20 protein-coding genes, 10 tRNA genes and 4 riboswitches are annotated in these 18,614 nt (G+C 37.3%); of the genes, 28 read left to right on the top strand and 2 right to left on the bottom strand.

What is annotated here, in order from left to right; genetic code table 11:
• Positions 1–33: 33 nt before the first annotated feature.
• From COL05_RS05900 to COL05_RS05845, 12 genes are all read left to right on the top strand, one after another.
• Positions 34–106, top strand: a tRNA-Ala gene (locus COL05_RS05900).
• A 20-nt stretch (positions 107–126) separates the two neighbouring features.
• A tRNA-Met gene (locus tag COL05_RS05895) sits at positions 127–203 on the top strand.
• A 4-nt stretch (positions 204–207) separates the two neighbouring features.
• Positions 208–284 (top strand) — tRNA-Ile (locus COL05_RS05890).
• A gap of 17 nt (positions 285–301) precedes the next feature.
• Positions 302–394: transfer RNA gene (locus tag COL05_RS05885), tRNA-Ser, on the top strand.
• A 70-nt stretch (positions 395–464) separates the two neighbouring features.
• Positions 465–540 (top strand) — tRNA-Phe (locus COL05_RS05880).
• 9 nt (positions 541–549) lie between these two features.
• A tRNA-Thr gene (locus COL05_RS05875) sits at positions 550–622 on the top strand.
• A 6-nt stretch (positions 623–628) separates the two neighbouring features.
• Positions 629–699: transfer RNA gene (locus COL05_RS05870), tRNA-Trp, on the top strand.
• A gap of 10 nt (positions 700–709) precedes the next feature.
• Positions 710–786, top strand: a tRNA-Ile gene (locus COL05_RS05865).
• Positions 787–796: 10 nt separating this feature from the next.
• Positions 797–871, top strand: a tRNA-Asn gene (locus COL05_RS05860).
• Position 872: 1 nt separating this feature from the next.
• A tRNA-Glu gene (locus COL05_RS05855) sits at positions 873–944 on the top strand.
• A 130-nt stretch (positions 945–1,074) separates the two neighbouring features.
• A complete protein-coding gene (locus tag COL05_RS05850; RefSeq protein WP_098667917.1) occupies positions 1,075–1,494 on the top strand; it encodes a CBS domain-containing protein in 420 nt (139 codons plus the stop codon).
• Positions 1,495–1,788: 294 nt separating this feature from the next.
• Positions 1,789–2,940 carry a DUF3965 domain-containing protein gene (locus COL05_RS05845; RefSeq protein ID WP_098667916.1) on the top strand — a complete coding sequence of 384 codons (1,152 nt, stop codon included), beginning with the start codon at positions 1,789–1,791 and terminating at the stop codon, positions 2,938–2,940.
• A 224-nt stretch (positions 2,941–3,164) separates the two neighbouring features.
• Here COL05_RS05845 and COL05_RS05835 read toward each other — a convergent pair whose 3' ends face one another.
• Both COL05_RS05835 and COL05_RS05830 read right to left on the bottom strand, forming a co-directional pair.
• Entirely contained in the window at positions 3,165–3,503 is a 339-nt protein-coding gene (locus COL05_RS05835) for a hypothetical protein (protein ID WP_098667914.1), read from the bottom strand.
• 5 nt (positions 3,504–3,508) lie between these two features.
• Entirely contained in the window at positions 3,509–4,669 is a 1,161-nt protein-coding gene (locus COL05_RS05830) for an SH3 domain-containing protein (RefSeq protein WP_098667913.1), read from the bottom strand.
• Positions 4,670–4,938: 269 nt separating this feature from the next.
• Positions 4,939–5,051, top strand: a riboswitch (TPP riboswitch).
• 60 nt (positions 5,052–5,111) lie between these two features.
• A riboswitch (TPP riboswitch) is annotated at positions 5,112–5,215 on the top strand.
• An 82-nt stretch (positions 5,216–5,297) separates the two neighbouring features.
• Between COL05_RS05830 and tenA the strand changes: the two genes are divergently transcribed.
• The 16 genes from tenA to kdpB all read left to right on the top strand — a co-directional run bounded on the left by tenA (position 5,298) and on the right by kdpB (position 18,612).
• Positions 5,298–5,993 carry a thiaminase II gene (tenA, locus tag COL05_RS05825; RefSeq protein ID WP_000666831.1) on the top strand — a complete coding sequence of 232 codons (696 nt, stop codon included), beginning with the start codon at positions 5,298–5,300 and terminating at the stop codon, positions 5,991–5,993.
• Positions 5,962–6,711, top strand: coding sequence for an ABC transporter ATP-binding protein (locus COL05_RS05820; RefSeq protein ID WP_098667912.1), 750 nt, complete (start codon positions 5,962–5,964; stop codon positions 6,709–6,711). The genes tenA and COL05_RS05820 overlap by 32 nt, the downstream gene beginning before the upstream one ends.
• A complete protein-coding gene (locus COL05_RS05815; RefSeq protein WP_098667923.1) occupies positions 6,711–7,463 on the top strand; it encodes an ABC transporter permease in 753 nt (250 codons plus the stop codon). The genes COL05_RS05820 and COL05_RS05815 overlap by 1 nt, the downstream gene beginning before the upstream one ends.
• A complete protein-coding gene (locus COL05_RS05810; RefSeq protein WP_098667911.1) occupies positions 7,460–8,461 on the top strand; it encodes an ABC transporter substrate-binding protein in 1,002 nt (333 codons plus the stop codon). Before COL05_RS05815 ends, COL05_RS05810 begins: the two co-directional genes overlap by 4 nt.
• A 10-nt stretch (positions 8,462–8,471) precedes the next feature.
• Positions 8,472–9,092: a thiazole tautomerase TenI gene (gene tenI / locus COL05_RS05805; protein ID WP_098667910.1), complete on the top strand. Its 621-nt coding sequence runs from the start codon at positions 8,472–8,474 to the stop codon at positions 9,090–9,092.
• Positions 9,085–10,194, top strand: coding sequence for a glycine oxidase ThiO (thiO, locus tag COL05_RS05800; protein WP_098667909.1), 1,110 nt, complete (start codon positions 9,085–9,087; stop codon positions 10,192–10,194). The genes tenI and thiO overlap by 8 nt, the downstream gene beginning before the upstream one ends.
• Before the next feature lie 15 nt (positions 10,195–10,209).
• Positions 10,210–10,413, top strand: a complete 204-nt coding sequence (gene thiS, locus COL05_RS05795) for a sulfur carrier protein ThiS (RefSeq protein WP_001049505.1) — start codon at positions 10,210–10,212, stop codon at positions 10,411–10,413.
• Between the two features lie 2 nt (positions 10,414–10,415).
• Positions 10,416–11,186 (top strand): thiazole synthase, encoded by a 771-nt coding sequence (thiG, locus tag COL05_RS05790; protein WP_098667908.1) that lies wholly within the window; start codon positions 10,416–10,418, stop codon positions 11,184–11,186.
• The gene (locus tag COL05_RS05785; protein WP_098667907.1) at positions 11,179–12,198 is read left to right on the top strand and encodes a thiazole biosynthesis adenylyltransferase ThiF; all 1,020 of its coding nucleotides are present in this window, start codon (positions 11,179–11,181) and stop codon (positions 12,196–12,198) included. Before thiG ends, COL05_RS05785 begins: the two co-directional genes overlap by 8 nt.
• A gap of 6 nt (positions 12,199–12,204) precedes the next feature.
• Positions 12,205–13,017, top strand: coding sequence for a bifunctional hydroxymethylpyrimidine kinase/phosphomethylpyrimidine kinase (gene thiD, locus COL05_RS05780; RefSeq protein WP_142337363.1), 813 nt, complete (start codon positions 12,205–12,207; stop codon positions 13,015–13,017).
• Between the two features lie 241 nt (positions 13,018–13,258).
• Positions 13,259–13,406, top strand: a riboswitch (cyclic di-AMP (ydaO/yuaA leader).
• A 93-nt stretch (positions 13,407–13,499) separates the two neighbouring features.
• Positions 13,500–13,886, top strand: a complete 387-nt coding sequence (locus COL05_RS05775; protein WP_142306529.1) for a hypothetical protein — start codon at positions 13,500–13,502, stop codon at positions 13,884–13,886.
• 16 nt (positions 13,887–13,902) lie between these two features.
• Positions 13,903–14,133, top strand: a complete 231-nt coding sequence (locus tag COL05_RS05770; RefSeq protein ID WP_000866315.1) for a hypothetical protein — start codon at positions 13,903–13,905, stop codon at positions 14,131–14,133.
• A 261-nt stretch (positions 14,134–14,394) separates the two neighbouring features.
• Positions 14,395–14,540: riboswitch (cyclic di-AMP (ydaO/yuaA leader) on the top strand.
• Between the two features lie 99 nt (positions 14,541–14,639).
• Positions 14,640–14,744: a SipW-dependent-type signal peptide-containing protein gene (locus COL05_RS05760; protein WP_000887889.1), complete on the top strand. Its 105-nt coding sequence runs from the start codon at positions 14,640–14,642 to the stop codon at positions 14,742–14,744.
• Positions 14,741–14,821: a K(+)-transporting ATPase subunit F gene (gene kdpF / locus COL05_RS05755; protein ID WP_000973728.1), complete on the top strand. Its 81-nt coding sequence runs from the start codon at positions 14,741–14,743 to the stop codon at positions 14,819–14,821. Before COL05_RS05760 ends, kdpF begins: the two co-directional genes overlap by 4 nt.
• 19 nt (positions 14,822–14,840) lie before the next feature.
• The gene (kdpA, locus tag COL05_RS05750; RefSeq protein ID WP_098667903.1) at positions 14,841–16,508 is read left to right on the top strand and encodes a potassium-transporting ATPase subunit KdpA; all 1,668 of its coding nucleotides are present in this window, start codon (positions 14,841–14,843) and stop codon (positions 16,506–16,508) included.
• 13 nt (positions 16,509–16,521) lie between these two features.
• Positions 16,522–18,612, top strand: coding sequence for a potassium-transporting ATPase subunit KdpB (gene kdpB, locus COL05_RS05745; RefSeq protein WP_142337362.1), 2,091 nt, complete (start codon positions 16,522–16,524; stop codon positions 18,610–18,612).
• Positions 18,613–18,614 lie beyond the last annotated feature (2 nt).

Below are 18,614 nucleotides of genomic sequence, written 5' to 3'. Positions count from 1 at the left end.
CAAATCCTGTCTTCCCGATATTCCCAAAAACATGGGGCCTTAGCTCAGCTGGGAGAGCGCCTGCCTTGCACGCAGGAGGTCAGCGGTTCGATCCCGCTAGGCTCCACTTATTTCAATATCATTTATGGCGGTGTAGCTCAGCTGGCTAGAGCGTACGGTTCATACCCGTGAGGTCGGGGGTTCGATCCCCTCCGCCGCTACCATAAAGGACCTTTAGCTCAGCTGGTTAGAGCAGACGGCTCATAACCGTCCGGTCGTAGGTTCGAGTCCTACAAGGTCCACCACTAAAGGTTTATATCTCGGAGGTATACCCAAGTTCGGCTGAAGGGATCGGTCTTGAAAACCGACAGGCGGCGAGAGTCGCGCGGGGGTTCGAATCCCTCTACCTCCTCCATTTTTTCTAAAGTAAATATTTTATCATCGCGGGGTGGAGCANNNNCCCGGTCGGGACCGCCATTTATGTTGGCTCGGTAGCTCAGTCGGTAGAGCAGAGGACTGAAAATCCTCGTGTCGGCGGTTCGATTCCGTCCCGAGCCACCATTTTTTTATGCCGACTTAGCTCAATTGGTAGAGCAACTGACTTGTAATCAGTAGGTTGGGGGTTCAAGTCCTCTAGTCGGCATCCTTTAGGGGCATAGTTTAAAGGTAGAACTGAGGTCTCCAAAACCTCCAGTGTGGGTTCGATTCCTACTGCCCCTGTAAAGTATATGGGCCTATAGCTCAGCTGGTTAGAGCGCACGCCTGATAAGCGTGAGGTCGATGGTTCGAGTCCATTTAGGCCCACCATATATATTATTCCGCAGTAGCTCAGTGGTAGAGCTATCGGCTGTTAACCGATCGGTCGTAGGTTCGAGTCCTACCTGCGGAGCCATGGCCCGTTGGTCAAGTGGTTAAGACACCGCCCTTTCACGGCGGTAACACGGGTTCGAATCCCGTACGGGTCATAAAAAAAGAGTCAGCATATTGCTGACTCTTTTTTATTGTGCGTTCATTCTCCTTTAGCAACTGATTTTCCTGAAATAAATAAAGGGATTTAGGAAAAACTATGGTATGTATAAAAAGGAGGAGATACAAATGACACGAGTGAGAGACTTGATGAGCACTCATATTGTACAGTGTACACCGTTAGATAATGTATATGAAGCCGCTGTAAAGATGAAAGAAGAATCGATTGGATTGATTCCGGTTGTTGAAAATGAGCAAGTTGTTGGTCTTGTTACGGATCGAGATTTAGTTGTTCGAGGAATTGCTGAAAAACATCCTGGATCTAATAAAATTACAAATGTAATGACAACAAACATTGTTTCAGTTTCTCCAGATGATCCTATTGAAAAAGCTACAGAGTTAATGGCACAGTATCAAATTAGACGATTGCCAGTAGTTGAGAGTGGTCAACTCGTTGGGATGTTAGCGCTAGGAGATTTAGCTATAAAAGAATCGGCAGATAATCAAGCGGGATTTGCTTTAAGTGAAATATCAGAGCATACGGAATGAAGTGAGACTTTAATTAGTGGAATATGTTACGTATAAAAATCAGATACATTATTCTAGTATATAGGGTTAAGCTAATATGTTAGCATGATGTATCTGAGCCATTATATAATAAGTATACAGTTAGCAATTTCAACAGTTTATTTAAATTTGTCATTCCTAATTTTAAATAAGAGAAAAAATGATATACTGATAGATATAAGTATTATGAGGGATTTCGAATATAACAATATTTATTATTAATGATGTAATAATGGATTAATATTTCCTATGTAGACAAAAGGGAAGGGGAATTATATGAGGGCTATACAGCGCGATCCAAATTGGAATTTGGTTACAGATACATATATAGAACCAAATAATTTCGCTGAATTATTTTCTTTACTTGTACCTTGTCATCCAAAAGGTGAAGGGAAAGAAAGAACTATATTAGTGTGGAAAGAAAAAGAATTTTATAAAGAAGAAAATTTAGCGGCATTTATCGTATATGGAATGGATAAAGCAAAAAATTTACCACAGTTTCATAAAGATGAAATTCCAACTTTAGTACGTATTCTTCGTTTATGCCAAGAGATTGGCTGGTATGAAGAAGCGAATACTTTTATGGTAAATCAAGGCCTAGCTGAGTTTGTTCACACTTCATTGGAATATGAAACGTGGGATCTTTTGACACAAGCGGTTGCTTTAAACTATTTAATTATTAAATATCGTATTGGTGAATTAACTGATGAGGATGTAGAAATTTGGGATAGAGTTAAATTTAATGAGAAATGTATAACGGACTGTAAACATCTATTATCCCATAAAGAAGTATTAGAATTTACATTCTTTTATATGTGTAAGAGAGCTAAATCTCTATCAAAAGAGCAATTAAATAGTGATATGATGAGTCTAGCAATGTATTGTAATACTTTTGTATATGACTTATATACACATGACTTATTACGAAAATATCGTAAGTGTACAGACTTCCTATCGTACTATGGACCTAGTCAAGCGGTGTTAGCGTGTCAAAGAGCTGTTCTTTCTCAAATTTCAGATCGATTAGATCCACTCAAGACTACTCATGTTGATGATTATTTATATGTAATGAAAGATATGATGGAGCACATGACGATAGGAATAATGGATCGATATGATCATTTCATAGGAAAACTATTATCATATGTGCCATTTTTCGAAATGATTCAAGTTCCACAACATGCGTATTATTGTGAAGAATTATTGTATATTTGTAAGGGCATTGAATATAAAGAAGAAATATTACGCAATTATATATTTATACAATTACATGATTGTTTACCATCATTCTTTAAACTGTTTCTTAAAAATAAGCGTTATGCAACGATTCATGACATTCTGTTCTATTGGTGTGATGATGAACAAAGAATGAGCTTAGAGAAAAAATATAATCTTAGCTTTATTTATGAAAAATATGCTTGCGGATAAAGAGCATTTTCTATATAAATTAAAAAGGATCTCAATTGTGAGATCCTTTTTTTATTAGTAAAGCAAGGAGAATGTAATTAAGACGAGAAATAACATTCCATAAAGGAGAAATTGTGCCGTATAGCTTCCTTGTATACCAAAAAAGGTATTTGTTTTTTTGTATAAATTCAATATATATTTTAGCAGATTATCTTTGAAAGATTGATACACAGTGTCTCCTCTTTCTAAGCGTCTTGTTCGTGTTTTTTGTTATTAGGAACATGAATGTATCTAGCTATGAATAATAAAACAGCCATAAAAAATACAGGAAATACGGTAGATAAATAAAAACCATTACTAATAATATTTGCTATTAGGGCACTTAATAGAAAGATGGTATTATAAATATGGGCAATTTTTTGTTTTAGTTGAACTTGAAAAGATTCCATCATAATTTCTAAAGCAACAAAAGCAATGATAATAGATAAAAATACAGTATTTGTATTGTAAATGATTAAACAACAGATTAAACCTAAAAAGGCTAAGTATTCAATTAAGAGAGGTATATTGATATTGCGTGGCATACAATTTACCTAACTAAATATGGCAGTGGGTTTACTGCATTTGTTTTTTCAAAATTCCATTCTCCATTGTGTAATTCAAAATGAAGATGTTGCCCGTATGAATGACCTGTGTTTCCCATATGACCTACTAATTGTCCAGCTTGTACTTGATCACCAGCTTGTACAGTGCGATCTTTCATGTGAGCATAGACCGTTGTATATAATTTCCCATTTATTTGATGGGCGATGAACACAACATTGCCATAGCTAGCTGAATAATATGATTTCACAACTTTACCTGCCGCCGCCGCTTGGATAGAGACGTTACCTGGAGCTGCAATATCTATACCATAATGCATTTGTTCCCAGCGCATATCAAAGGTTGAGCTAATTTTTCCTTGTGTAGGGAATTTGAAAACTGCTGGAATGGAAGTAGGTTGAGCTGTTTGAGCTTGTGATTGCGTTTGGTTTTGCACCACATAATGTTTTGCGACATATCCGTATCCTGTGCCAAAACGAATTTTATACCAAGTTCCTACAGTTTCTACTACTTGTAATTGTGTACCATTTTGTAATGAACCAAGTAGTGCACTACTTGTACTAGCATTGCTACGTACATTAAGTTTAGGTGTTGCAACTGTGTATTTCGTATTATTTTGAACTGTGATGCCTTTCACTAAAGCCTGTGAACCATTAGAAACGAATGCTTTTTGTACATAACCTGTTTTGCCATTATGTAAAATTTTATACCACTCGCCTTGTTCTTCTTCAATGGTAACGAATTTCCCATTTGGTAATACATCTAAAATTGAAGATTCTAAATTAGGTTCAGAACGAACGTTTAATGCATTGGCATTAACGATATATTGATTATTAGATTGAAGTTTGTTTTTTAGTAGAATAGAATCTTTTTGTACGTAACCTACTTTATTATTAACAGATACTTTATACCAACCATTAGTTGTTCCAAGTATGTTCACTTTCGTATTAAAGCGAATTGTATCAATTGATGAGCTATTTGCGTTATCTTTTGTATGTAAGGCTACTTGATCAACTTTTACATATCCAGTTTTCCCATTAGATAATTGTTCAGCGTTGGCTGTTTGTACATTTGTTTCTCCCATAGAAGGAAGTAAAGAAGCAATTGCGACAGTAGTTGCTGTTAAAGCAGTAGCTTTCATATTCATATAATAGAGACCTCCTCTAGTTGTATAGTTGTAATTTTATTATAGTATAAAGATATAATATAGTGGGTTTATTCACATAAATGTAATATGAAATCAATATAAAAATAAATTTTTTGAGGATAATGATTCCTTTTTATCCAATTCATTAGGATAATAATTTCTAAGATAGAATATAAGTATTATATGGCTTTGGTATTTTGTTGACAATTGAGAAAATTAAAACAGTTGATGATGTCTTATTACGGTGTTATACTGACAGTGATAATTTTATAGTTTGCTAGGAGAGCTGGTGTTGCCAGCTGAGAGTAAGACCTTAAGTCTTTGATCCTTTTTATTACCTGATCTAGATTATGCTAGCGTAGGGAAGCAATTCGGACATTAATAATAAGTCCCCGTTTCTTTGCGTATAGAAACGGGGCTTTTTTGTTTAAAAATTTCATATTGAAACCACTAGGGGTGCTTGTTGTGCTGAGAGAGGAATAATCCTTAACCCTTATAACACCTGATCTAGGTAATACTAGCGAAGGGAAGTGGAACAACGAATAAATTATAATTTTATTTGCTGTAACCACTTCTTATTTAGAAGTGGTTTTTTATTTATATACACATACCGGAAGGGGATAGGGAAATGAAATTTTGCGATAGATTATTAGAAACTGTACAACCAGTTTGGGAGATGAGTCATAATCATCCATTTGTTGTAGGTATGGGCGATGGCACGTTAGAAAAAGATAAGTTTCAGTATTACATTATTCAAGATTATTTATATTTGTTAGATTATGCAAAGCTATATGCCATCGGTGTTGTAAAGGCAACGAATCCACAAGTAATGGGGAAATTTGCTGAACAAATTGATGGGATATTAAATGGAGAAATGACAATTCATAAACAATATGCAAAAAGACTTGGGATTTCTATAGAGGAGATAGAGTCTGCAAAACCATCTGCTAAAAATTTAGCTTATACAAATTACATGATGTCTGTATCTCAAAATGGCACACTTGCGGAATTAATAGCAGCACTTCTGCCATGTATGTGGAGCTACTGGGAAATTGGAAAGCGTTTAAATGATATTCCTGGAGCAAGGGATCATGAGTTCTTTGGTGAGTGGATTCAAGGCTATAGTTCTGAAGAATATGGCAACCTTTGTGTTTGGTTAATCGATTTATTAAATGAAATGGCAGTTGGAAAGTCTGAAAAAGAGCTAGATCGATTAGAGGAGATTTTCCTATATTCCAGTCGATTTGAATATTTATTCTGGGATATGTCCTACCGTAAGGAGATGTGGGGATTTGAGGAGCAAGAACATACTACAGTTTCATAATGTTTCTTTTCATTATGATGAGAAACCAATCATCAAGGAATTAAATGCTTCTATACAAGATAAAGAGTTTGTAAGTATTATCGGACCGAGTGGATGCGGGAAAAGTACTTTATTTCGCCTTATTACAGGTTTAGAAGAAGCAAGTACGGGACAGATAGAGCTGACAGAAACAAAGAGCCATCCTGTAGGGTATATGCCCCAAAAAGATATGCTCCTGCCGTGGAGAACGATTATTGAGAATGCTGCCCTGCCGTTAGAGTGCCAAGGTGTACAGAAGAAAGAAGCACAAATAAAAGCGAAGGAACTGCTACATAAATTTGGCTTACAAGGGTACGAGACAAAATATCCGAAAGATTTATCTGGTGGTATGAGACAACGTGTATCCTTTATTCGAACTTTATTAACAGGCGGGGAGATATTGCTGTTAGATGAACCGTTTAGCGCGTTGGATGCTTTAACGAAGGCATCTTTGCAAGAATGGTTGTTTGAACAATGGAAAGAGTGGGAAAAAACAATTTTGTTTATCACTCATGATGTGGAAGAAGCATTGTTTCTTTCTAATCGAATTTTAGTAGTTGAGCAGCAACCGATAACTACTTTAACCGAGAGGATTGTACCGCTTGATCGTAATCGAACAAGAAAAGATTTATATAAGCCTGAAGTGTTAGCACTTAAAGATGAGCTTCTTAGTATGTTACAAAGGCAGGTACTTGTATGATGAACCGGTTGAAGGAGTTATTACCTGCGCTTACACTTTCTAGTATTTTACTTGTCATGTGGGAAATTGGCGCAAGAATTGTAGATGAAATGTACATTTTACCGTCACCGTCTGCGATTGTAATGAAGATATGGAAACTAAAAGATATATTATTTACGGTTCATTTGCCGGCAACATTATATGTCGTTTTAATAGGTGTAGCAATTTCTATCGTACTTGGGGTAGGGCTAGCGATGTTAATGAACGCGAGTAATTGGATGGAGAGAGCATTTTATCCATTATTAGTGGCTTCACAAACGATTCCTATTACAGCGCTTGCTCCGCTCTTCGTTTTATGGTTTGGATATACGATTTGGAGTAAAGTCGTTGTTACGGTTTTAATTACGTTTTTCCCAATTGCGGTCAATACGTATGATGGACTACGCAGTACGAAAAAAGAATGGGAAGAGCTTTTAGTTACGTACGGGGCAACGAAAAAAGATGTTTTTCTTAAATTAAAATTGCCGTCTGCTCTTCCTTATTTTTTCTCAGCTTTAAAAATTGCAGTTCCGCTTAGTGTAATTGGGGCAGCAATTGGCGAATGGCTCGGTGCACAAGCTGGGTTAGGATATTTCAGTAAAAGAATGATGACGCAGTTAGACGGAGCAGGTGTATTTGCACCCATTGTATTGTTATCATTACTAGCTATTTTCTTCGTCATACTTATTTCGATATTAGAAAAGAAATTCATTAGTTGGAGGAAGCATTCATGAAATTATTAAAACGCATCTTTGTGTTTACATTACTAGTTGCAATGATTGCTGGATGTTCTAGTAATTCAGCATCAGATAAGAGTAAAAAAGAAAAGGAAATAACGGTCATGCTTGATTGGTACCCAAATGCGGTACATAGCTTTATTTATGCAGCAATTGAGAAAGGCTATTTTAAAGAAGAAGGAGTAAAGGTAAATATTAAATTCCCTTCTAATCCGACTGACCCATTAACTTTAGCAGCTGCAGGAAAAGTAACGGTTGGTTTATATTATCAGCCAGATGTTGTCATGGCAAAAGCAAATGAACAAATTCCTGTGAAATCAATTGGGGCTGTCGTACGTTCACCATTAAATCATGTTGTATCACTGAAGTCAGCAGGCATTCAATCTCCAAAAGATTTAGAGGGGAAAACAGTTGGATATTCTGGAACACCTTTAAGTGAGATGTATTTAAAAACGATGGTAAAAGAGGCTGGTGGTAATCCAGATACAGTGAAAGTAGTTGATGTTGGCTTTGATTTAGTACCAGCATTAATTACGAAAAAAGTGGATGCGGTAACAGGGGCATACATTAACCATGAAGTACCTGTTATGCGTCATGAAGGTCATGAGCCAGCATACTTTAATCCAGCAGACTATGGTGTACCGAATTATCATGAGCTTGTATTTGTAACAGGTGATAAAACGTTGAAGAAAGATAAAGAAGCGTTGCAAGCCTTCTTACGTGGTACGAAAAAAGGCTATGATTTCATGAAGAAAAATCCAGATGAAGCATTAAATATTTTATTAAATCATCAAGAAAAAGAAAACTTCCCGCTTGTACCAGAAGTTGAAAAAGAAAGTATGAAAATTTTATTAGAGAAGATGGAAACGAAAGATGAGCCATTTTTATCAGATTCAAAAGAATCATGGGAGAAACAAAATAAATGGCTGAAAGATAAAGGAATGACGAAAGAAATCGTTCCGGCCGATGATTTATTCGAAAACATTTTAAAGTAGGCGAATGAATATGAAAAATGAGCTTCATGTAATCTCAAATGGTCACATGTCATTCGAAGAGTTAGTGAATGTAGCGATGCAAATTGAAAGTGAAATTGATTATTTGCATATTCGTGAGCGTGAGAAAAGTACGAAGGAATTGTATGAAGGTGTGGAAAGTCTTTTGAGGAAAGGCTTTCCAGCATCGAAAATAGTGATAAATGACCGAATTGATATTGCTATTTTATTAAACATTCCGCGCGTGCAGCTAGGATATCGAAGCGCAGATGTAAGGTCAGTGAAAGAAAAGTTTTCTTATTTGCATGTCGGTTATTCTGTGCATTCTTTAGAAGAGGCGATCGATGCATTTAAGAATGGGGCGGATTCACTTGTCTATGGTCATGTATTTCCGACAGATTGTAAAAAAGGTGTGCCAGCGAGAGGGCTTGAAGAAATTTCAGACATTGCAAAGTGTTTATCCATACCGATTATAGCGATTGGAGGAATCACCACGGAAAACACTGGGGATGTTCTTACTAACGGCGTCAGTGGTATTGCTGTTATGTCTGGGATTATAAGTAGTAGTAACCCGTATAGCAAAGCGAAATCTTATAAGGAATCAATAAGAAAGTGGGCGGAAAAACATGTGTAAGAAGTATGATGTAGCGATAATTGGCGGTGGTGTAATTGGTAGTTCAGTTGCACATTTTCTAGCAGAAAGAGGCCATAAAGTAGCGATTGTAGAGAAGCAACAGATTGCATCTGAAGCCTCGAAAGCAGCTGCTGGTTTACTTGGGGTGCAGGCAGAATGGGATGAATATGACCCGCTATTTGACCTTGCTAGAGAAAGCCGTGCTATATTTCCACAACTTGCAGAAGTTTTACGTGAAAAAACAGGCATTGATATTGGGTATGAAGAGAAAGGGATTTATCGCATTGCTCAAAATGAAGAGGAGAAGGAAAGAATTCTTCACATTATGGATTGGCAGCAGAAAACCGGTGAAGATTCTTACTTTCTAGCGGGAGATCGTTTGCGAGAGAAAGAGCCGTATCTATCTGATTCAATTATAGGGGCTGTATATTATCCAAAAGATGGTCATGTTATTGCACCGGAGCTTACGAAAGCATTTGCACATTCCGCATCATTCTCGGGTGCTGATATATATGAGCAAACAGAAGTATTTGATATCCGTATTGAAAATAATAAAGTGACTGGAATTGTGACAAGCGAAGGTATGATCACATGCGAAAAAGTTGTTATTGCGGGTGGCTCATGGAGCACGAAGTTACTAGGTTATTTTCACCGCGAATGGGGTACATATCCAGTTAAAGGAGAAGTAGTAGCGGTCAGAAGTAGAAAACCACTTTTAAAGGCGCCTATTTTCCAAGAAAGATTTTACATTGCACCAAAGCGCGGCGGGCGTTATGTAATTGGAGCAACGATGAAGCCCCGTACGTTCAATAAAACTGTGCAACCAGAAAGTATTACTTCTATATTAGAGCGCGCGTGCACAATATTGCCAGCATTAAAAGAAGCGGAATGGGAAAGTGCATGGGCAGGATTAAGACCACAATCAAATCATGAAGCTCCTTATATAGGAGAGCATGAAGAAATAAAAGGTTTATATGCTTGCACGGGCCATTATCGAAACGGCATTTTATTAAGTCCTGTTTCTGGTCAATATATGGCTGATTTAATAGAAGGAAAGCAGGAGAATCATTTGCTAGAATCATTGCTTTCTAAAACAGTTTAGAAAGGGGATGGAAGTTTGAATTTAAAAATTAATGGTAATCAAATTGAAGTGCCAGAGAGTGTGAAAACAGTAGCTGAGCTACTTACACATTTAGAGTTAGATAACAGAATTGTTGTAGTAGAGCGTAATAAAGATATTTTACAAAAAGATGATCATACAGATACATCTGTTTTTGATGGAGACCAAATTGAGATTGTAACTTTCGTAGGAGGCGGTTGATTATGTTAAACATTGGACCATTTTCATTTCATTCTAGACTTTTATTAGGAACAGGAAAATTCCCTGATTTTGATGTGCAGCAAAAGGCAATTGATGTATCTGAGGCTGAGATTTTAACGTTCGCAGTACGTCGTATGGATATATTTGATGCAAAGCAGCCAAATTTATTAGAGAAACTTGATGTGAAAAAATATAAGTTATTACCGAATACAGCCGGAGCAAAAAATGCTGAAGAGGCTGTTCGTATTGCAAAATTAGCAAAAGCTTCTGGGCTTTGTGACATGATAAAGGTAGAAGTTATTGGTGATGATAGAACGTTATTACCTGATCCGGTAGAGACGTTAAAGGCATCTGAAATGTTACTGAAAGAAGGATTTATCGTACTTCCGTACACATCTGATGATGTTGTATTAGCACGTAAATTACAAGAACTTGGCGTGCATGCGATTATGCCAGGAGCATCTCCAATTGGATCAGGACTTGGTATTGTAAATCCATTGAATTTGAGCTTCATTATTGAACAAGCGACAGTACCAGTTATCGTTGATGCTGGTATTGGTAGCCCAGCTGATGCAGCATTTGCGATGGAATTAGGAGCGGATGGTGTGTTATTAAATACTGCTGTGTCAGGAGCAAAAGATCCTATTAAAATGGCGCAGGCAATGAAATTAGGTATTGAAGCAGGACGTTTAGGATTTGAGGCAGGTCGTATTGCACGTAAACGTTGTGCAACAGCAAGTAGTCCTTTAGAAGGAATGAGTGTAGTTGAATAATCGATATTCTCGCCAAGAACTATTTTCTCCAATTGGAGAAGAAGGGCAACGAAAAATAAGAGAAAAACATGTACTTATTATCGGTGCAGGTGCATTAGGTAGTGCAAATGCAGAGCTGTTTGTAAGAGCTGGTGTAGGCACAGTAACGATTGTTGACCGGGATTATGTCGATTGGAGTAATTTACAAAGGCAGCAATTGTACGCAGAGAGTGATGTGGAAAATAATCTTCCGAAGGCTGTAGCGGCAAAGAAACGTCTAGAAGAGATTAATCGTGAAGTAAGAGTAGAAGCTCGCGTTCAAGACGTAACGGCTGAGGAATTAGAAGAACTCGTTACAAACGTTAATGTAATTATTGATGCAACTGATAATTTCGAAACGCGTTTCATTGTAAATGATATAGCGCAAAAACATTCTATTCCATGGATTTACGGAGCATGTGTAGGGAGTTACGGCCTTTCTTACACAATTCTTCCTAGTAAAACGCCATGTTTATCTTGTTTATTACAATCGATTCCGCTTGGCGGGGCGACATGTGATACAGCGGGGATTATATCGCCTGCTGTATCTCTCGTCGTTTCTCATCAAGTAACGGAAGCTCTTAAACTGTTAGTAGAAGATTACGAATCGCTTCGAGATGGACTTGTGTCGTTTGATGTATGGAAGAATGAATATTCATGTATGAATGTGCAAAAGCTTCGTAAGCATAATTGTCCTTCGTGCGGAGAGAATGCGTTGTATCCGTATTTAAATAAAGATAATACATCGAAAACAGCAGTGTTATGCGGGAGAAATACAGTTCAAATTAGACCACCTCATAAAGAGGAAATGGATTTTGAACGATACAAAGGGCTGCTGAATGATCGTGTGAATGATTTAAATGTAAATCCATATTTATTATCATTTTCTGTGGAAGAAAAGAGATTAGTTGCTTTTAAAGATGGTCGTGTACTTGTACATGGAACGAAAGATATAAGCGAAGCAAAAACAATTTATCATCGATATTTTGGATAGAAAAGGATGAGTGGGATGAAAGTAAATAAAGCTTTAACAATTGCAGGTTCTGATAGCGGAGGCGGTGCTGGAATCCAAGCAGATTTAAAAACATTCCAAGAGCTTGGTGTGTACGGAATGACGGCTATTACGGCAATTACTGCTCAAAATACGCTTGGCGTTCAAGGGGTATATCCAGTTCCATTAGAAGGTATTACGGAACAGTTGAATTCAATTGGTACGGATTTAACACCAGATGCTGTGAAACTAGGAATGTTATTTAGCAGTGAAATTATTCAAATTGTAGCAGAACAGATTAAGAAGTTTGGCTGGAATAATATTGTGCTAGATCCCGTTATGATTGCGAAGGGCGGTGCATCATTATTACAGCAAGAAGCAGTTCAAGCATTAAAAGAATATTTATTACCAGTAGCAACAGTTGTAACGCCGAATGTTCCTGAGGCAGAAGTGTTAACTGGAATGGAGATTCATAATGTTGAAGATAGTAAGGAAGCTGCGAAAGTACTGCATGAACTAGGTGCGAAATATGTACTTATGAAGGGCGGACATGCAGAATATCAAGGTAATGAAGTAGTTGATTTACTCTTTGATGGTGAGCAGTTTATCGAATTTAAGAGTGAACGAATTCCTTCAAAGCAAACGCACGGAAGTGGGTGTACATTTGCTTCAGCGGTTACAGCAGGGCTTGCGAAAGGATACTCAATTGAAGAGGCAGTTCAAGAAGCAAAACAATTTATTAGTATAGCAATTGAAGAGCCGCTGCATATTGGAAGTGGTCATGGACCGACGAATCATTTTGCGTATAAAGTGAAGCTTTAATCAGTGGGGGGCATCCCCCACTGATTATCAGCCCTCACCAATCGGGCTTTTACGAGCAGCCCGATCCCCACCTGACTCCTTTGCTTCCACTGAATTTTGAGGTGGGGGTCTTACTGCCCGTTAATACGGGATAAATTGAATAAAGCGCATGTATAAGTAGGAAAAAAGTCAGTTGTATAACTGACTTTTTTTCTGTTTACTTTTTCCAAATACAAGAGTAATATATCAGCCAGAATATATTTTTTGTAATACGCTGAGTCCAATTATATGGAGCGGAGGAACCAATTTGTGAAGTGTCACTAGGGGTGAATCTTTCAATTTTGAAAGTAGGGCTACTCTCAAAGTCCGAATCCGACAGCTAACTTCGTAAGCGTCTTGAGAGAGGACGGTGCCATGATGGATACATCACTTCATCGATCTGATTAGTATAGGGGAATATCAATCTATGTTTGATTTCTTTTATGCTAAGGAGGATGAGGTACATGGAATTAACACTTATTTGTGTTGGAGAAGAAAGTAAGGTAAATAGTCTAATAGATTTAGTAGCATTTCAACATGAGTTAATTATTTTTACAGCAAATGAAGAGATAGCGGCTGAAGTTAGGAATTGTGGATTTGATTGGACGTATAGTTGTAGTCAGGAGCAGGATTTTACTAGTATTTGTGAGTGTATTAAGAAGGTGATTTTACTAGGTGATGAGCTTCCAATCGTTAGCTTCTTTACAGAACATATTCGCTTTTCTTTTCAAGCACCTATTACTGTTGTTACAAGAAATAAACGATATCCAGCGAGGCTCTATGAAACAATTGGAGCTACATTTGTCGTGTTTACGAATTGTGATAATATTTCTTTTTTATTTTTTGAATAGGGTGGGGGAAAAGAAGATGAAGGTGTTGTTACTAGGAGATATAGCGAATCGTTGGGCGGTATCGGTAGAGCGAGTTCAAGAATTGGTGGTGCTCGATCCTATTTTTCCAAGGCCCTATATCATATTGCCATCGAAAGACGCTTTATATTTAAAAACAGATGTTATCGAATATGAGCAACTACATGCAGAATTGTCACAAGTTTATATTCGTGGGAGAAATTTACGTGCTTTTTTACGAGGAGAATAAATAGGGAGTGAAAAAAGAGCGAATGCGAAGTGCAACAAGCTATGCACTTCATATCATTCGCTCTTTTTATTTCGTATTTAAAAGATCATTTCTATGAAAAAGAAAGAAAAGACGAGAAAAGAGATGAAAGAGTATTAATAATACATGATGTAAGCGTTTAAACAGATATATATATTCTTATTTTTAGTAATTTGCCTCTTTACAAGTGAAATATAGAGGAGTATATTTACTCTCATAAATCATTCATAAAATTTCCAAAAAAACCTAAAATCGCTGAGTTCCAGAAATGGAGCGGGGGAACCAATTTTGTGCATCGTCACTTGGGGTGAATCTTTCAGTTTTGAAAGTAGGGCTACTCTTTAGGCCCGAATCCGACAGCTAACCTCGTAAGCGTTTAGAGAGGAGGTTTACTTTTTGTTGTTCATTTTTTGAACACTGAGTAGAGCTCAGTGTTCTTTTTTAATATTTTAGTGGTAAATTTTAACAAAAGGGAGTGAGGGGTAGCTATGTTAGATGTTGTAATGATCGGAATTTTTGTTGTGTTAGTCGCATCAATGGCAAGTCTTGCAAGTTGGTCAGATAAAGTTGTGAAAGAAGGGAAGCAATCATGATGATTGTCTTATCGGTTATTGTTGCAGCAATTACGGTGTACTTAGTCTATGCATTATTAAATCCGGAAAAGTTTTAATTAGGGGGAGTCATTCATTATGATCTGGGTCGCAGTTGTTATTACAATGCTGTTGTTTATTCTTGTGGCAAAGCCAACGGGAATTTATTTAGAGAAAGCTTTTCAAGGTAGTAAAAAGCTAGATAAAGTATTCGGGCCTTTTGAAAAACTTATTTTTAAAATTACGGGTGTAAAAGAATACAATCAAACGTGGAAACAGTACGCACTATCATTAGTTTTATTAAATGGATTTATGATTGTTGTCGTATATTTCATTTTCAGACTGCAAGGAGTATTGCCATTAAATCCAGCACACATTGAAGGAATGGAGCCTACGCTCGCTTTTAATACAGCAATTAGTTTTATGGCTGATACAAACTTACAGCATTATAGCGGTGAAAATGGTTTATCTTATTTATCACAATCAATTGGAATTACATTTTTAATGTTTGCAGCACCGGCAACGACGTTAGCACTCGTTATGGCATTTATAAGAGGGCTTGCTGGAAAAGAACTTGGTAACTTTTTCGTTGATTTTACGAGAGCATTAACGAGAGTATTTCTTCCTATCGCATGTATTGCAGCACTAGTCTTTGTCGCACTTGGTGTACCACAAACGTTAGAAGGTGCCGTTACGGCACAAACGATTGATGGCGCAAAACAAAGTATTTTACGCGGGCCTGTTGCATCATTCGTAGCTATTAAGGAACTTGGAAATAACGGCGGTGGATTTTTCGGAGCAAACTCTACACATCCTTTCGAAAATCCAGGGCAAATGAGTAATATTTTGCAAATGATGCTTATGATGTTGTTGCCAACAGCACTTCCGTTTACGTACGGACGAATGGTAGGCAATAAAAAGCAAGGGCGTATCCTTTTCGTTTCACTATTTATGGTGTTTTTACTAGGGTTTATAACGATTACGACATCTGAATTACATGGGAATCCAGCGTTAAATGGACTGGGTATACAGCATGTACAAGGAAGTATGGAAGGAAAAGAAGTACGATTTGGAACAGTATTTTCTTCCCTATACGCAACAGTGACGACAGCAGCTGAAACCGGAGCCGTGAATACGATGCATGATACGTTAACACCAATTGGCGGGTTAGTACCGCTCGTAAATATGATGTTAAATACAGTATACGGCGGCGTTGGAGCAGGCTTTGTGAACATTATTATGTATGCGATTATCGCAGTCTTTATATCTGGATTGATGGTTGGACGGACACCAGAGTTTTTAGGTAAGAAAATTGAAGGTAAGGAAATGAAATTAATTGCGGTAACAATACTATTTCATCCACTGCTTATTTTAGGATTTTCAGCATTAGCTCTTTCAACAAGTTTAGGAACGGATGCCATTTCTCATTCCGGTTTCCACGGTTTAACGCAAGTAGTATATGAATATACATCGTCAGCTGCGAATAATGGATCTGGATTTGAAGGATTAGCGGATAATACACCGTTTTGGAATATTACAACTGGTTTAGTTATGTTTTTAGGGCGCTATTTCAGTTTAATTACGATGCTAGCTGTTGCAGCTTCTTTGAAAGAAAAGACGGTTGTGCCAGAAACAGTCGGAACGTTCCGTACGGACAATAGTTTATTTGGCGGCATTTTCATCGGAACAATTGTAATTGTCGGTGCATTAACATTCTTTCCAATGTTAGTACTCGGCCCAATTGCAGAATTTCTTACATTGAAGTAATGGAGGGTAAATGATGAGACCGGTAGTAGTAAAAGAAAAAAGAGTAAATGAGTCACATATACATGCGGTAGAAGATGAAGTTAGACAAGCGAAAACGATGGATCGTGATATCGTGACACATGCGATGAAACAATCCTTTGCGAAATTGAATCCGAAAGTTATGATAAAGAATCCAATTATGTTCGTTGTAGAAATTGGGTTTGTCATTACGTTCATTTTATCGTTTCTTCCAAGTCATTCTAGTAGTGTACCAGGATGGTTTAATATAACAGTTTCTCTCATTCTCTTATTTACAGTTTTATTTGCTAACTTTGCAGAAGCGTTAGCGGAAGGGCGGGGGAAAGCGCAAGCTGATTCTTTAAAACAATCGAAGAAAGATGTGTTTGCAAATGTTGTAAAAGAAAATGGGGATATTGTTCAAGTTTCAGCAACTGATTTGAGAAAAGGTGACGTTGTTATTGTAAAACAAGGAGAAATGATTCCAAGTGATGGGGAAGTTATAAAAGGGTTAGCGTCTGTTGATGAATCTGCGATTACAGGGGAATCGGCTCCTGTTATAAAAGAAGCGGGCGGTGATTTTTGTTCCGTAACAGGTGGTACGATGGTCGTCAGTGATGAGATTACGATTGTTATTACGAGTAATCCTGGTGAATCATTTATTGATAAAATGATTTCGTTAGTAGAAGGCGCTGCTCGCCAAAAAACGCCGAATGAGATTGCTTTAAATACAGTATTAACAAGCTTAACTCTTATTTTCTTAATTGTTGTTGTGACGTTACCGATTTTTACAAACTATTTAGGATTTCAAATTGATACAGCTGTACTTGTTGCGTTGTTAGTTTGTTTAATTCCAACGACAATTGGTGGGTTATTATCAGCGATTGGTATTGCTGGGATGGACCGGGTGACGAAGTTTAATGTGTTAGCGATGTCAGGGAAAGCAGTAGAAGCTGCGGGAGATATTAATACAATTATTTTAGATAAAACAGGTACAATTACTTTCGGGAACCGCATGGCTCATACATTATTACCTGTAGGAAATGAAACGATTGAGCAAGTAGGGAAATGGGCAGCTATTAGCTCAGTTTTAGATGAAACACCAGAAGGTCGATCAGTTATCGAATATGTAAAAACGAAGTCTATATCATATAATCGAGAAATTGCAGAACAAGGTGAGTTTGTTCCGTTTAAAGCAGAAACGAGAATGAGTGGTGTCGATTTACAAGACGGAACGAAAGTGAGAAAAGGTGCTGTAGGTAGCGTGATTGAATGGGTTAGGTCACAAGGCGGAACGATTCCGAAAGATGTAAATCAAAAAGCAGATCTCATTTCAAAAGAGGGTGGGACACCACTTGTAGTTGCAGTGGATAATCGTATTTACGGTTTAATCTATTTAAAAGATACAGTAAAACCTGGTATGCGTGAACGTTTTGAACAATTGCGTCAAATGGGGATTAAAACGGTTATGTGTACGGGTGATAATCCATTAACAGCAGCAACCATTGCAAAAGAAGCTGGAGTAGATGAATTTGTTGCTGAGTGTAAGCCAGAAGATAAAATTGCAGTTATTAAAGCAGAGCAAGATAAAGGGAAACTTGTAGCGATGACAGGTGATGGTACAAATGATGCTCCGGCACTAGCGCAAGCTGACGTTGGATTAGCAATGAATAGTGGGACGACAGCTGCAAAAGAAGCAGCGAATATGATTGATTTAGATTCGAATCCGACAAAGATTATTGAGGTTGTAGGAATCGGTAAGCAATTATTAATGACGCGTGGTGCGTTAACGACGTTTAGTATTGCGAATGATATCGCAAAATATTTTGCAATCATTCCAGCAATGTTTACACTTGCGATTCCGCAAATGGAAGAATTAAACATTATGAAACTAACATCACCACTGTCAGCGATTTTATCAGCATTAATATTTAACGCTGTTATTATTCCGTTACTTATTCCATTGGCGATGAAAGGTATCGCATATAAACCGATGAGTTCGAATGCACTACTTGGCCGAAACTTACTTATTTATGGACTTGGCGGAGTGATTGTACCGTTCATTGGAATTAAAGTAATTGATATAATTGTCGGCTTGTTTATATAAGG

It is taken from the genome of Bacillus sp. AFS059628 (genome assembly GCF_002571225.1).
GTDB lineage: Bacteria > Bacillota > Bacilli > Bacillales > Bacillaceae_G > Bacillus_A.
This window is presented reverse-complemented; position numbering and strand designations above follow the sequence as displayed.

What these genes read in the sequence shown, in the direction of transcription:
- kdpF (WP_000973728.1), top strand. Translation starts at nt 14,741, where the DNA reads ATGATGATTGTCTTATCGGTTATTGTTGCAGCAATTACGGTGTACTTA.
- kdpA (WP_098667903.1), top strand. Translation starts at nt 14,841, where the DNA reads ATGATCTGGGTCGCAGTTGTTATTACAATGCTGTTGTTTATTCTTGTG.
- thiG (WP_098667908.1), top strand. Translation starts at nt 10,416, where the DNA reads ATGTTAAACATTGGACCATTTTCATTTCATTCTAGACTTTTATTAGGA.
- COL05_RS05845 (WP_098667916.1), top strand. Translation starts at nt 1,789, where the DNA reads ATGAGGGCTATACAGCGCGATCCAAATTGGAATTTGGTTACAGATACA.
- COL05_RS05835 (WP_098667914.1), bottom strand. Translation starts at nt 3,503, where the DNA reads ATGCCACGCAATATCAATATACCTCTCTTAATTGAATACTTAGCCTTT.
- thiO (WP_098667909.1), top strand. Translation starts at nt 9,085, where the DNA reads ATGTGTAAGAAGTATGATGTAGCGATAATTGGCGGTGGTGTAATTGGT.
- tenA (WP_000666831.1), top strand. Translation starts at nt 5,298, where the DNA reads ATGAAATTTTGCGATAGATTATTAGAAACTGTACAACCAGTTTGGGAG.
- COL05_RS05850 (WP_098667917.1), top strand. Translation starts at nt 1,075, where the DNA reads ATGACACGAGTGAGAGACTTGATGAGCACTCATATTGTACAGTGTACA.
- COL05_RS05810 (WP_098667911.1), top strand. Translation starts at nt 7,460, where the DNA reads ATGAAATTATTAAAACGCATCTTTGTGTTTACATTACTAGTTGCAATG.
- tenI (WP_098667910.1), top strand. Translation starts at nt 8,472, where the DNA reads ATGAAAAATGAGCTTCATGTAATCTCAAATGGTCACATGTCATTCGAA.
- COL05_RS05770 (WP_000866315.1), top strand. Translation starts at nt 13,903, where the DNA reads ATGAAGGTGTTGTTACTAGGAGATATAGCGAATCGTTGGGCGGTATCG.
- thiD (WP_142337363.1), top strand. Translation starts at nt 12,205, where the DNA reads ATGAGTGGGATGAAAGTAAATAAAGCTTTAACAATTGCAGGTTCTGAT.
- COL05_RS05760 (WP_000887889.1), top strand. Translation starts at nt 14,640, where the DNA reads ATGTTAGATGTTGTAATGATCGGAATTTTTGTTGTGTTAGTCGCATCA.
- kdpB (WP_142337362.1), top strand. Translation starts at nt 16,522, where the DNA reads ATGAGACCGGTAGTAGTAAAAGAAAAAAGAGTAAATGAGTCACATATA.
- COL05_RS05775 (WP_142306529.1), top strand. Translation starts at nt 13,500, where the DNA reads ATGGAATTAACACTTATTTGTGTTGGAGAAGAAAGTAAGGTAAATAGT.
- COL05_RS05830 (WP_098667913.1), bottom strand. Translation starts at nt 4,669, where the DNA reads ATGAATATGAAAGCTACTGCTTTAACAGCAACTACTGTCGCAATTGCT.
- COL05_RS05815 (WP_098667923.1), top strand. Translation starts at nt 6,711, where the DNA reads ATGAACCGGTTGAAGGAGTTATTACCTGCGCTTACACTTTCTAGTATT.